Origin of the sequence: Robertmurraya korlensis (assembly GCF_023715225.1) — a bacterium.
Lineage (GTDB): Bacteria > Bacillota > Bacilli > Bacillales > Cytobacillaceae > Robertmurraya_A.
On the sequence record NZ_JAMBNS010000007.1, the window covers coordinates 273,445 to 286,731 of the forward strand.

The following is a 13,287-nucleotide window of genomic DNA, read 5'->3' on the forward strand; positions in this document are numbered from 1 at the left end:
AAAAATGCCCGTAAAAAGGGGCATTTTTCTTTGTACAAGCTCATTTAAAAATCACTCTGTAGAAACAGATGGATCTGCTTGCTCTTTAACTGGTACTGCTTGAACGAAGTGCTGTTCAGGTTGTTTTAAAAGCTCAGCAAGTTGATTTGCTTCTTCTTCTTGACCTTGCTCTTGAAGCAATGCAACATATTGACCTAATAGATCCTTGATATCTTGCTTGCCTTCTTCTGTTAAATTCGTGATTGAGATTTTAGCGCCTTTAGCAATTCTTCGCTGTAACGCTTCTTTTGTTAAGCCCATTTCTGGTTGATGTCTTAAGTAAACAACTCCACCAGTCATACCTGCACAAATCCAAGGTCCTGGGTCACCAAGAACAAGGCCACGACCATTTGTCATGTATTCAAAGGCAAAACCTTTAATATTTGCTCTTGCTCCGATATTTCCATTTTCAACCGTTGGAATTGGTTTCGTTACTTGACCACCGATAATAATATCTGCACCAGATAGACGAATTCCCGCACGTGCATCGGCATTTCCTTGTGCAACTAATAGACCATGCTGTGCTCCGTATCCAAACCCTTTACCAACGGAACCATTCAAATACTTGCCGTTTTTCCCTTGAGCCTTAAAGATAAGGATTTTTCCACCAACAGATGTCTTACCTGTACCGTCTTGTGCACCACCGTTAACTTCAATGCTGATTCCATCGCTGTTATAAGCACCTAAGCCATTTCCAGGGATAGAACCTTTCTTGTATTTCAATTGAACAGGAGGAAGGCTTCGGTATGATCCATCTAAGCGACCACGTACGCGGTGACAAGATACGCGGCTACCTAATACTCTTTGTTCAGATGTAACACTATGGAACTCACGAGATTGGTGTAACTCATCAACACTTGCATCTAAATACTCTGCACCAACTGCAACTTGAAGCTGCTTTTCTTCTGCAGTAGCGGCTGCTTCCTTATGATGAAGCTGACCAATTTCAAGAGGCTTTAACAAATAAGTTAAGTTCAGTTGATCTTGACCCTTTGTTTGTTCAAGTAGATCAGAGCGACCAACAATGTCTTGTAGATTTTTTACTCCAAGTGAAGCAGTAAGCTCCTTCAGTTCACTAGCAAATGCCGTGTAGAAGTTTACAATCGCTTGGACAGCTAAGTCAGATTGTCTTGGAACGAAACGTCTTAAACCATGTTCTTTGGCTTGTGCTTCAGAATCGATTTGAGTTGCAATTCCAACGTGACATGTATCAAGATGACATCCACGGCAAGTTGTACATCCAATAGCAATCATTGAAAGTGTTCCGAATCCGATACGGTTAGCTCCAAGAAGCATTACCTTTATTACGTCTTGAACACTCTTAATTCCACCGTCTGCCCAAAGCTCTACATGATCTCTCAGTCCTGCTTCAAGAAGGGCGTTGTGAGCTGCTTTTACACCGATTTCTACAGGAAGACCAACGTGTTGAAGGGCATGAATTCTTGCTGCACCTGTTCCACCATCAAATCCACTTAACGTAATAATATCTGCTCCAGCTTTTGCAATACCAACTGCGATCGTTCCGATGTTTGGAACAACAGGAACTTTTACTGCAACTTTTGCTTTATCATTAGCTGTTTTTAATTCATGAATCATTTGTGCCAAATCTTCTATTGAATAAATATCATGGTTGTTAGAAGGTGAGATTAAGTCAGAACCGATCGTTGCATTACGTGCTTCAGCAATTTTAGCAGTAACCTTTGATCCAGGTAAGTGACCACCTTCACCAGGCTTCGCGCCTTGACCAATTTTAATTTCAAGTAGGTTAGAAGAGTTTAATAATTCAGCGTTAACACCGAAACGCCCGGAAGCTACCTGCTGTCCACGTGTACGTGGATACTTGCCAAGCATATCTTTGATCTCTCCACCTTCACCATTTAAACTAACCATGTTTAGTCGGTCTGCACCTTCAGCATAAGCGCGGAAAGCAATTTCATTTTGAGAACCGAAAGACATAGAAGCGATAACGAATGGAAGATCATGATCTCCTACTTTTAAGCTAACATCTGCTGCTTTTACAGTAGAATTAACTTTCTTTAAACTTGTTAAGTGACGAATCGTAACTGGATTCTGCTCTTCTTGCTCAGAGATTTTCTCCTTTAATGGAGTGTAGTCTCCGGTGGAAGCAACTTCTCCAATTGCTTTCCAAATACGAGGGAAGAGGTTGAATGTTTTTCCGATTCTTTCCTTTTCATTCTGGTAGTCTGTAGCTCTTGCAATGGCATCTTCTTTTAGTGTTGCAAAGTTATGCACGGAATGCTCAGAACCAAAGAAATTAACAACTTTAAGTGCATTTGCGATTTCGTCGTTTAATCCGATAGCTGAGAATAATCGGCTATAACCACGTAATTCATGAATACCAATTGTAGAAATAACTTTCTCAAGTCCTTTAGTAAGGGCAGAGTACAGGTTAACCAATGGCTTTGTTGACTCATCATATACAGTGATAAACATATAGTAAGGGCTAATTAAATCTGCCCCAAGACCAAATGCAACAATCACATCATGTAATGAGCGGATAGCAGCAGAACGAAGGAGAAGGGAACAATTTCTTCTAATCTCTGCTTTTACAAGTGCTTGATCAATAGCTGACGTTGCTAAATGAGGGTCAAGCCATAAATGACCATCATGATGTGCATGGTTATCGTCAAGGACTAGAAGTGTTTTTCCACTATTCACAGCTTCAACCGCTTCAGATTGCAGTCGAGAAAGTGCTTCAGTAACTGTCTCATCAGTCTTAATAGTTGTTGAGAGATAAGCTACAAGCTTTTGTTGTCCAAAATGATTCGTTAACTGATCATAGCTAGGTTGATTTAGCTCTTTACTAATCTCATAACCAACTGAACCTTCTATTAAAATAGGAGTAGTTAATTCTATTACATTACCTTTTTTATTATTTTCGAATAAAGAAGGTCTTTGGCCGATGATTACGCGAGTGGAGAAGTGTTCTGTTTCACGATCACGGTCGATGGCTGGATTTGTAACAACCGCTACGCTTTCTTTAATATAGTCAGCCAGATTTTTACGATCAGGATTTAAAGAAGCTAATGGTGAGTCATGCCCTAAAGAACGAATAGGCTCTACACCTTTTTCAGCCATCTGTTCTACTAACTGAACGTGGTCACGCTCCCAACCAAATGCTTTGTATTGTCCGTTGTGTAATTTTGTTGGGTAGTTCATTGATACATTTTTCTCAAGAGCTGGGGCATCAAGACGTAATCTCGCATCCTTAATGTCACAACGCTTAGAAAATCTTTCATATACAGCAGCTTGGTAATCATCATGCTCATAAAGCTTTAATGTGTCGCCGTCCCACTTAAAACCAACTTTTTCACCTGGTGCTAATGGCTTTGGTTCACTTACATATTCACTTGAAGGAATGATACCTGGTTCTGAAGAGAACAGGTAAGACGTTTCTGTCTCAAGCATCCAGAGAGGACGTAATCCAAGTGCATCAACACTGAATGCTGCTTCGTCACCAAAACGAGAGATAATTCCAGCAGGTCCTTGTGCGAAATGTCCCCAAGCCTCACGCATATAAGTATATAAATCTTGTAAATGTTCAGGGTATGCTTTGATTTCGTTCACGATTGGAGGAAAGACTAGGTCTAGTGCCTCAAATAGTGTGTATCCATCACGACAAATCAATGTCTCCATTGTTCTACTCAAGTCTTGTGAGTCACTACCATCTTTTACAAGAGGTACACCAATTAAACGAGCTTCGTCTCTTAGCTTAGCAATGGTGTTAATTTCCCCATTGTGTCCGAGAACGCTGAAAGGTTGAACACGGAAAAAGCTTGACAATGTATTAGTTGAGTAACGGTTGTGTCCAAGTGTCATAGTAGATGCAACAATAGGATTTGCTAAGTCAGTATAGTACTTAGGAAGAATATCGCCAGCACCCATTACTTTATAAACAGCATGGTATTGGCTTAATGATGCTACATGTACATTTTCATTTTTCTCAAAATCAATTATCATGTTAAACAGCTTATTAGAAAGTTCTTGGCCAGAAGCATCTGCTAAAGCAGCAAATTGCCAGAACACAGGATTTTCTTGAATCGCAATAGGTCCAAGTGCAGAAGAATGTGTTACTTCATCTGATTCAAAAACAATAGTAAAATTAGAATCTTTTAATTTTGCAATCAAGTCCGTTTTAATTTCTTCAGGAGTGTGTTTACTACTAATAAAGATATGACCTACGACAAAGTTGTCACTGTCAACAATGCTCTGGTCAGCTCCTGCATTAGTTAGCTTTTCTTTCCATAAAGCTTTAGGAATATCAATATGAATACCTACTCCATCGCCTTCTCCGTTAATAAATCCTGCTCGGTGATTCATGGTGACAAGTGCATTGATACAATTAAAGATATTCTCTCTTGTAGGCTTATTTGATTTTTCTAAGCTAGATACAATCCCGCATGCATCATGCTCTTCGCGGTAGAATTCTTTAAATAAAGAAGGGGTCCATTGTTCTGTCATACTTTTCGGCTAATCGGGATTGTTTCGTCCCTTCAAAGCCGTTTCACCTCCTGATCAAAGATCTATTTGTTAAAAATGAGTTTAAAAAATCGCGGATACAAACGTTGGTTTAGTGAGTCAGTGTATTAAAGAGTGGAATTAATAACTTACCTTGATCTTTACCTTCTTTGGGAAGTATCACTGGCTGCAAGAAAGTTCGAGCATAAAAACAAAATTGTTTAACTTATAATATCATATGAATTTTCAGAAATCAATTAAATATGCAAAAAGTTGGATAGGGAGAAAGGAAAAAATATTGGAAATTAAGAGTCATATACTAGTAATGGAAGCGTTTTCAATAAGTAAAAAGTAAAAAACGGAACTTTTGTAAAGTTCCGCAATGTATAAAAATATGAATAATTATTCGCTTTTTAATAGTTCAAATGCATTGTTAACCGCATGAATGGTTGCCTCAATATCGTCTTGTGTATGGGCAATTGTAATAAACCATGCTTCATACTTAGAAGGTGCCAAGTTGATTCCTTGGTGAAGCATATGCTTGAAAAATCTTCCGAACATCTCTCCATCAGTGTTTTCAGCCTGTTCATAATTAATAACCTTTTCGTTCGTAAAATAAATGGTTAATGCACCTTTTAAGCGGTTAATGGTGATGGAGATGTTGTGTTCCTTCGCCGCTTGTGAAATTCCTTCCTCGAGCATGGCGCCTAATCCTTCTAAATATTCATACACTCCATCTTGTTTTAACACTTCTAGACAAGCTATTCCAGAAAGAATGGAAGCAGGGTTTCCAGCCATTGTACCTGCTTGGTATGCAGGCCCGAGTGGTGCCACCTTTTCCATTATTTCTTTTTTACCTCCATATGCACCGATTGGAAGTCCGCCACCAATAATTTTTCCTAATGCAGTTAAGTCAGGTTGGATCCCTAGTAAATCTTGTGCCCCACCGTACATAAAACGGAAGGCGGTAATTACCTCATCGTAGATTACAAGTGCGCCTGCTGCATGAGTTAAATCATTCACTTGCTGTAGGAAACCTTCTACTGGTTCAACAATTCCGAAGTTACCGACGATCGGTTCAACTAGAACGGCTGCAATTTCATCGCCCCATTTTTCTAAAGCTTCCTTAAATGGTTCTATATCATTAAATGGAACAGTAATTACTTCTTGAGCTATTGACTTTGGAACACCCGCTGAATCTGGAGTGCCGAGGGTAGATGGTCCTGACCCTGCAGCAACAAGAACAAGGTCGGAGTGTCCGTGATAACAACCAGCAAACTTAATGATTTTATCTCTCCCTGTATAAGCACGAGCCACGCGGATAGTCGTCATAACTGCTTCAGTCCCAGAATTGACAAATCGAACCTTTTCTAAGTTGGGCATTGCTTCTTGAAGCATTTTTGCAAACTTTACTTCATGAGGAGTAGGTGTTCCATAGAGTACACCAGATTCAGCTGCTTTTTTTATTGCTTCCGTAATATGAGGGTGTGCATGTCCAGTAATAATGGGACCGTAAGCTGCTAAATAATCAATGTATTGATTGCCATCAACGTCCCAGAAATAAGCGCCGTTTGCTCTTTCCATAACCACTGGTGCACCGCCTCCGACGGCTTTATAGGAACGGGAGGGACTATTCACTCCACCGACAATAACCTCTAATGCTTCATTATGTAATCGTTCCGAATTCGTAAATTGCATGTTATTCCTCCTAGTTAAATCGAATGACATTATTTTAGCATGTTTTTATCATTTTTCCCCTTCGTACAACTATAGCAAATTTTTTAGATAAGTGTATTTGGTTGAGAAGAGATAGTGGTTTGGGTACACTAAGATTTGTGTTTGATAGATATGGAGGAAACAGGATGAAAAATGCTATTGAAGTACATGGATTAAGAAAAGAGTTTAAATCGTATTCTTCGCGTTCGGGTCTTAAGGGAGCGTTTAGAGACTTATTTTCGAGAAATTATAAAGTGCTTCGTGCTGTAAATGATATTAGTTTTTCCGTTAAGCAAGGAGAGATGGTTGGTTATATCGGTGAGAACGGAGCTGGTAAATCAACAACGATTAAAATGCTAACAGGTATATTAACCCCTTCTTCAGGTGATGTGGTAGTAAATGGAATGAATCCTCATAAAGAACGAGAGGCTTTTGTTCAGACAATTGGTGTAGTGTTTGGACAGCGCTCGCAGCTTTGGTGGGATATTGCTGTTCAAGAGTCCTTTCGTTTATTAAAAAAGGTTTATAAAGTTTCCGATGAAGAGTATGACCGTCATATGGGCCATGTTATCCGAACTTTGGATATTGAACCACTTCTGGATAAACCTGTTCGAAAGTTGTCATTAGGTCAAAGGATGCGCTGTGAGCTTGCTGCTGCTCTCATACATAATCCGCCACTTTTATTCTTAGACGAACCAACCATCGGACTAGATGTACTAGTAAAATTGAAAATTCGTGATTTTTTAAAGGAAATAAATGAAAAATATAATACAACCATCCTGCTAACAACTCATGATTTAACGGATATTGAAGCACTTTGTGACCGTGTTGTTATGCTTGATGAAGGTAATATTATTTACGATGGTGCCTTGAAAAACTTAAAGGAAACATGGGGTGAAGGAAAAGAAGTTCAATTTCAATTTTTAGAGCGTGTTGAGCTTTCGGCCTTAGAGAAGGTAACTCAAGAATTACATGTTAAATGGGAGTTAGAAGAAAAAGAACAGCATTTTACTGCTTATACAACCGACGAAGCAAATGCGGTCTCGGATTTAATTGGTGCAGTGATTTCTTCCTTTCAAATAAAAGATGTGAAGATTATGGAGGTTTCTACTGAAGAAATTATCCGTAAGATTTATGAGAAAGGTGAAGTATAGGTGCGAAGTATGGATAAATATATTGAGATGATTCGAATAAGATTCTTAATGATGTTAGCGTACCGAACAAATTATTACACAGGTATTTTAATTTATAGTATTAATATTGGTGCTTATTATTTTTTATGGAAGGCTATTTATGGAGGCAAGGAGACGATTGAGGGGTTATCGGTACTCCAGATGACTACTTATGTAGCGGTTGCGTGGATGGCACGTGCGTTTTATTTTAATAATATTGACCGTGAAATGGCTATGGAAATTAAGGAAGGAAAGGTAGCTGTTGAATTAATTCGACCTTATAATTACTTAACGATGAAGACCATGCAAGGGCTTGGTGAAGGAATATTCCGTTTATTTTTCTTTTCTGTCCCTGGAATGCTTATCGTTTCGTTGATTTTTCCTATTCGGTTTTCAGCAGATATATACACATGGGCTCTCTTTTCTGTTTCTATTGTCCTAAGCTTCTTAATAAATACTCAAATCAATTTATTAACAGGAATGACTACTTTTTTCTTATTTAATAATACAGGTCTCATTCGAGCGAAAAGGGTAATTATTGATTTGTTTTCTGGACTTTTATTACCACTCAGTTTTTTTTCTCAGGGAATTCAAGAGGTATTTAAGTTTCTCCCATTTCAAGGAATCAGTTATGTCCCAAGCATGATATTCACAAATGGTTTTTCATTTAGTGAGACCATGCAAGCAATCATGCTACAAGGTATGTGGGTGTTAATCTTAATCGTTCCGATACAGGCTCTTTGGATATTAGCCAAGAAAATGCTTGTCATCCAAGGAGGGTAATAGGGTGTTTTATTTACAAATGCTTGCACAATATATTGGTCAATATTTGAAAACTAGACTTCAATATCGTTCAGACCTTGTTGTTGAACTGGTATCAGATTTGCTTTTTCAAGGGGTAAATTTGATTTTCATTATTGTTGTTTTTGGTCATACTGATTTTTTAAATGGCTGGAGTCGGGATGAGATTATCTTTATTTATGGTTTCTTCCTTGTGCCTTTCGCTTTATTTTCGTCCTTCTTTAATATTTGGGATTTCAACGAGCGATATATAGTAAAAGGCGAGCTGGACAGAATCTTAACTCGACCAATACACAGCTTGTTTCAAATTGTCCTTGAACGAATGGAATTGGAATCTCTATTTGGAGCAATTACAGGTTTTGTGGTTATGGCATATGCGGGTGCACGTCTTGGACTTTCTATCAATTGGTACGATCCTATTTTGTTCTTAATTTTTGTAATAGGTGGAGTTCTTGTGTATGCAGGTGTCTTTATTCTTATCGCCTGTATCAGCTTTTGGGCAGATGCTAGAACATCCATTATGCCAATGATGTACAACATAGGTAATTATGGAAGGTACCCGGTAGATATTTATAACACGGTGATTCGCTTTGTGCTCACATGGATTCTTCCTTTTGCATTTGTCGGAGTATACCCAGCCGCGTTTTTCTTGAGAAGAGAAGAATGGTATGTGTATTCCTTTTTAACGCCCGTTATAGGAGTTGTGTTTTTTGCTATATCCGTATTTGTATGGAACGAGGGAGTTAAACGATATCGAGGAGCAGGGAACTGAAGACCGTGTACATGCAGTCATAACATAAATGAGAAGCGCGTATAGTAAAGTGAGGAGTTCATTGGAAAAGAGGATAAGAATATGATATTTTCTCTGTCTTTACTAATTATTTTCATTTGTCTTTTTATGAGCTTACGACTGCTTTTTGTCCCGAATAAAATAAAAGGGAAACAGGTGTCATTTGAAAATTTTCTCTTTCTTGCCTTTATCTATGCAACAGTAACCATTGGTTTTGGCTTGTTATATTTATTATTAGAAATACATGGTCACGATGTGCTGCTTGAAACCAACCAAGCAAACAATTCCCTACATTATATAGAAAGATTAGCAACAAGTATTTATTTTAGTGCCATTACCCTCTTCTCGGTAGGATATGGTGATATATCACCGGTTGGTATCGCGCGGGGGATAGCGGTGTTCCAAGCACTGATAGGATATACAATTCCTGCAGCTTTTGTCGCAAGAGCAGTCATTGATATGGAAAAGAACTAATTACTCGCCCCTCCAAAGTTGTATTTTATTTGTAAGTTAGATAGGCTAACTGTATATAGAATATTGGAGGGGTATTTATGGATGTAGTAGGAAAAGTAGCTCCGGATGTAGCGCTACTTGCGAGCAATGGGGAGACAGTTCGGCTCTTAGATTTTAAGGGGAAGAATATTGTGTTGTATTTTTACCCAAAGGATATGACGCCTGGCTGTACGACACAAGCTTGTGATTTTCGAGATCAGCACGAAAGCTTTGCTGACTTGAACGCTATTATTATTGGGGTAAGTACAGATCCGATGAGCAGACATGAAAAATTTATTGGTAAATATGATCTTCCTTTTTTATTATTAGCAGACGAAGAACAAAAGTTGTCAGAAGCATTTGGGGTCTGGAAATTAAAAAAGAACTTTGGTAAAGAATACATGGGCATTGAGCGTTCAACCTTCATTCTTGATGAAGAAGGAATCGTAGTGAAGGAATGGAGAAAAGTGTCTGTGAAAGGTCATGTAGAACAGGCATTACAATTCCTGAAAGAAAAAATTAAAGCCTAATTTTCTATTTAAAGGCTATTGTCCATTCAAATAAACAAGTAGTGAATACATTATATTAGGGCATACCTCCTCAGATACTTTTTAACAGGCTAATCATAGCCTGTTTTTTTTTATGAGTGTGCTAGTCATTCGGTTGAATAAATTGAAATATCAACCACATACATATAGTAATAAGGGAAATTAACCTAAAGAGGTGTCGTATGAAAATCTATACAAGAACAGGTGATAATGGAAAAACATCGCTACTTTATGGTGAGCGTGTAAAGAAAAGTGATCAAAGAGTAGAAGCGTATGGAACATGTGATGAAGCGAACTCAGCGATTGGGCTTGCTTTAAGTCTTTTGGTACTAGATGATCAAGAAGCAGAGAAGGATATTAAAGAAACACTGACTCATGTACAAACCACTCTTTTTTATGTTGGAGCTGAGCTTGCTACACCATTAGGAAAGAAAGTGATAAGCACAGTAACGGAAAAGGATGTAAGTGAACTTGAGGTTTGTATTGATCGGTGGGAAGAGAACCTTAAAGAATTGAAAAACTTTATTTTGCCAGGGGGGAATTCAACTGCCGCAGCCCTTCATATGGCACGAACAATTGTGAGGCGGGCAGAAAGATGTGCAGTCGATATCGACCAAGTAAACCCGAAAATAATTGCTTATTTAAATCGTCTATCTGATTTGTTATTTGTCGCAGGAAGATATGTGAATAGTCAGAAGGGTATAAATGATGTTCTAGTAAAAGTACAACAATAAATATTTATCATTTACACGGCAGGAATATTGACAAAGTATAACACATCTTAGTACACTAATTGTAAATATTATAAAGTAATAATTTTTACTAGAAAAGAGGTGCATGGCGGTGTCGCATCAATTGAAAGAAGCGCTTGACACGTTAAAAGAAACTGGAGTCCGTATTACTCCCCAGCGTCATGCGATACTTGAATATTTAATAAACTCCATGTCACACCCGACTGCTGATGATATTTATAAAGCTCTTGAAGGAAAATTCCCTAATATGAGTGTGGCTACAGTTTACAATAATTTACGAGTATTCCGCGAGGTTGGACTTGTAAAAGAACTTACTTACGGTGATGCATCCAGTAGGTTTGATTTTATTACAACCCATCATTACCATGTGATCTGCGAAAAGTGTGGAAAGATCGTTGACTTCCACTATCCAGGTCTTGATGAAGTAGAACAATTAGCATCACATGTTACGGGATTTAAAGTAAGTCACCATCGAATGGAGATTTACGGAACTTGTCCGGATTGTGCTATTAAAGAAGCTCATTAAGCTTAAAAAGATGGAAAATAAAAAAGCTGACTTACATGTCAGCTTTTTTGCTGTTTTTACGGTTATATTTTTCATCAAATTCCTTGCCAGTTAAGCTCGGGTCAAGGGTTAGTGGTTCGTTACAATACATACACATATCCACTCGCCCTAATACCTTCGTTGTTTTTTGGCAATTTGGACAAACTACCTGAACGGTCTTCGTAGATAACATTCCGATCCAGAAATACACCACCGTGCTCGCGATGATTGATAAAAGCCCAAGAAGCATAAAGAAAGTCATAACCAATGGAGAAGTTCTAAAGAAGATTCCTATATACATAATAATGAATCCGATAAAAATTAAGCTTAGAGCAAAAGTGCGGATTTTGTTAATTTTGCTAGAATATTTACCCATTTTTGTTCCCTCCTAAAAGCTAAATATATCATACCATTATTGTTGAGATAAATATATAATAAGGAGGTCTGTGTCGAAATTTGACTTTTTATTTTGAAGGAGTTTCATGTTCGACGTCGAAATTATAGCCTATCAAGAATTGGGAGGAATTCCTATGGAAGACTTTCTCCGTCCTTTATACCAGGAACGGGCAAGCCAAGCGAATACACTTGGTGTTTTATTTATAGAGAAAAAACAGAAATCCATTCCTACAACAGATACGTTTGATGCTGTTTTACTTATTGTTGTAAAGGAAGCGGAACAAGCGGTTTTTATTAAACATTACACTTATGAAAATAAAAAGGCTGCTTTACATGTTGTAACAGAAGCACAAATTAATGAATGGATTCTTCTTGGTACCAATCGTAAAATCTTTGACTGGTTTTATAACGGGAAAATTCAATTCGATCGTAATGAGTACCTTCATAATTTAAAAAAAGAACTTATGGAATTTCCTTTCTATGGTAGAAAGGTTAAGATGGGTCTCGAGTTTGCAAGATTAATTCGTCGCTATATGGATGGGAAAGCCTTCTTTGAAAATAAACATCATTTAGATGCATATAATCATGTGGTTCACTCTCTTCATCATTTAGCAAGACTTGCTGTAATCGAAAATGGTTTTCATCCTGAAGTGACCGTTTGGCATCAGGTAAAACAAATTGAACCTGAAATTTTTAAATTGTATTCAGAGCTAGTAATGAGTGAAGAATCAATTGAAAAAAGGCTTGAACTATTATTTTTAGCAAGTGAGTTTCTTATTCATTCAAGAACGAAAGTAGGCATTATGCATCTTCAAGAAGTACTAGAACAAAAGGACCTTTGGACGTTCCAAGAAATCTTAAGTCATGATGAGTTGAAAGAATACTCGGTAGATTTAAGTATGTTATTAGAGTACTTAATAGAAAAAGGATATATTGAGGTTGTTAATCAGGAAACAAAGGGACAAGGTGTTTTTCATAGATATTATAAAGTTGCTGAAAAATTATCGTAAAAAAATATCGTTTTTTTGTTGACCTGTGTTCGGATTCTTGTTATATTAATATCCGTCGCTACGAAATGTCGCTATAATGACTTTGTAGCTGACGGAAATGTTTTTCAAAAACAGTGTTGACATGATATTAACGCTGTGATATATTAATAAAGTCGCCTCTGAGCGAGATGATAAAAATTGTTCTTTGAAAACTAAACAAATCATACGTCAACAAAAAATGATTAGTGTTGAAATACACACTAGCCAACGTTTTAACTTTAAGAGCTAATCTTACTCTTTATTGGAGAGTTTGATCCTGGCTCAGGACGAACGCTGGCGGCGTGCCTAATACATGCAAGTCGAGCGGACTTGGAGGAAGCTTGCTTCCTCCTTGTTAGCGGCGGACGGGTGAGTAACACGTGGGCAACCTGCCTATGAGACTGGGATAACTCCGGGAAACCGGGGCTAATACCGGATAATTCTTTTCTACACATGTAGAAAAGCTGAAAGATGGTTTCGGCTATCACTCATAGATGGGCCCGCGGCGCATTAGCTAGTTGGTGAGGTAA

At 37.9% G+C, this 13,287-nt stretch carries 11 protein-coding genes and 1 rRNA gene; 9 read left to right on the forward strand and 3 right to left on the reverse strand.

Features of this window, described 5'->3' with window-relative positions; translation table 11 throughout:
• Positions 1–51 precede the first annotated feature (51 nt).
• Positions 52–4,521 (reverse strand): glutamate synthase-related protein, encoded by a 4,470-nt coding sequence (locus tag M3175_RS14690; RefSeq protein WP_251520267.1) that lies wholly within the window; start codon positions 4,519–4,521, stop codon positions 52–54.
• A gap of 399 nt (positions 4,522–4,920) precedes the next feature.
• The gene (locus tag M3175_RS14695; RefSeq protein ID WP_251520270.1) at positions 4,921–6,216 is read right to left on the reverse strand and encodes a glutamate-1-semialdehyde 2,1-aminomutase; all 1,296 of its coding nucleotides are present in this window, start codon (positions 6,214–6,216) and stop codon (positions 4,921–4,923) included.
• Between the two features lie 164 nt (positions 6,217–6,380).
• Here M3175_RS14695 and M3175_RS14700 point away from each other — a divergent pair, with 164 nt between their 5' ends.
• The 7 genes from M3175_RS14700 to perR all read left to right on the forward strand — a co-directional run bounded on the left by M3175_RS14700 (position 6,381) and on the right by perR (position 11,315).
• Positions 6,381–7,388 (forward strand): ABC transporter ATP-binding protein, encoded by a 1,008-nt coding sequence (locus M3175_RS14700; protein WP_251520273.1) that lies wholly within the window; start codon positions 6,381–6,383, stop codon positions 7,386–7,388.
• A gap of 9 nt (positions 7,389–7,397) precedes the next feature.
• Positions 7,398–8,189, forward strand: a complete 792-nt coding sequence (locus tag M3175_RS14705) for an ABC transporter permease (RefSeq protein ID WP_251520276.1) — start codon at positions 7,398–7,400, stop codon at positions 8,187–8,189.
• A 19-nt stretch (positions 8,190–8,208) separates the two neighbouring features.
• The gene (locus M3175_RS14710; RefSeq protein WP_285852295.1) at positions 8,209–8,979 is read left to right on the forward strand and encodes an ABC transporter permease; all 771 of its coding nucleotides are present in this window, start codon (positions 8,209–8,211) and stop codon (positions 8,977–8,979) included.
• A gap of 81 nt (positions 8,980–9,060) precedes the next feature.
• Entirely contained in the window at positions 9,061–9,471 is a 411-nt protein-coding gene (locus tag M3175_RS14715; protein ID WP_251520284.1) for a potassium channel family protein, read from the forward strand.
• A gap of 77 nt (positions 9,472–9,548) precedes the next feature.
• The gene (gene bcp, locus M3175_RS14720; RefSeq protein ID WP_251520287.1) at positions 9,549–10,019 is read left to right on the forward strand and encodes a thioredoxin-dependent thiol peroxidase; all 471 of its coding nucleotides are present in this window, start codon (positions 9,549–9,551) and stop codon (positions 10,017–10,019) included.
• 200 nt (positions 10,020–10,219) lie between these two features.
• Positions 10,220–10,771 carry a cob(I)yrinic acid a,c-diamide adenosyltransferase gene (locus M3175_RS14725; RefSeq protein ID WP_251520290.1) on the forward strand — a complete coding sequence of 184 codons (552 nt, stop codon included), beginning with the start codon at positions 10,220–10,222 and terminating at the stop codon, positions 10,769–10,771.
• A gap of 103 nt (positions 10,772–10,874) precedes the next feature.
• Positions 10,875–11,315, forward strand: coding sequence for a peroxide-responsive transcriptional repressor PerR (perR, locus tag M3175_RS14730; RefSeq protein ID WP_119707042.1), 441 nt, complete (start codon positions 10,875–10,877; stop codon positions 11,313–11,315).
• A gap of 31 nt (positions 11,316–11,346) precedes the next feature.
• Here perR and M3175_RS14735 read toward each other — a convergent pair whose 3' ends face one another.
• The gene (locus M3175_RS14735; RefSeq protein ID WP_251520293.1) at positions 11,347–11,709 is read right to left on the reverse strand and encodes a YgzB family protein; all 363 of its coding nucleotides are present in this window, start codon (positions 11,707–11,709) and stop codon (positions 11,347–11,349) included.
• 154 nt (positions 11,710–11,863) lie between these two features.
• Here M3175_RS14735 and M3175_RS14740 point away from each other — a divergent pair, with 154 nt between their 5' ends.
• Together M3175_RS14740 and M3175_RS14745 are read left to right on the forward strand one after the other, a co-directional pair.
• Entirely contained in the window at positions 11,864–12,739 is an 876-nt protein-coding gene (locus M3175_RS14740) for a nucleotidyltransferase-like protein (RefSeq protein ID WP_251520296.1), read from the forward strand.
• A gap of 277 nt (positions 12,740–13,016) precedes the next feature.
• A 16S ribosomal RNA gene (locus tag M3175_RS14745) occupies positions 13,017–13,287 on the forward strand; the annotation flags it as partial.

Coding starts and splice junctions, on each gene's coding strand:
- M3175_RS14690 (WP_251520267.1), bottom strand. CDS start 4,521: ATGACAGAACAATGGACCCCTTCTTTATTTAAAGAATTCTACCGCGAA.
- M3175_RS14695 (WP_251520270.1), bottom strand. CDS start 6,216: ATGCAATTTACGAATTCGGAACGATTACATAATGAAGCATTAGAGGTT.
- M3175_RS14700 (WP_251520273.1), top strand. CDS start 6,381: ATGAAAAATGCTATTGAAGTACATGGATTAAGAAAAGAGTTTAAATCG.
- M3175_RS14705 (WP_251520276.1), top strand. CDS start 7,398: ATGGATAAATATATTGAGATGATTCGAATAAGATTCTTAATGATGTTA.
- M3175_RS14710 (WP_285852295.1), top strand. CDS start 8,209: ATGCTTGCACAATATATTGGTCAATATTTGAAAACTAGACTTCAATAT.
- M3175_RS14715 (WP_251520284.1), top strand. CDS start 9,061: ATGATATTTTCTCTGTCTTTACTAATTATTTTCATTTGTCTTTTTATG.
- bcp (WP_251520287.1), top strand. CDS start 9,549: ATGGATGTAGTAGGAAAAGTAGCTCCGGATGTAGCGCTACTTGCGAGC.
- M3175_RS14725 (WP_251520290.1), top strand. CDS start 10,220: ATGAAAATCTATACAAGAACAGGTGATAATGGAAAAACATCGCTACTT.
- perR (WP_119707042.1), top strand. CDS start 10,875: ATGGCGGTGTCGCATCAATTGAAAGAAGCGCTTGACACGTTAAAAGAA.
- M3175_RS14735 (WP_251520293.1), bottom strand. CDS start 11,709: ATGGGTAAATATTCTAGCAAAATTAACAAAATCCGCACTTTTGCTCTA.
- M3175_RS14740 (WP_251520296.1), top strand. CDS start 11,864: ATGGAAGACTTTCTCCGTCCTTTATACCAGGAACGGGCAAGCCAAGCG.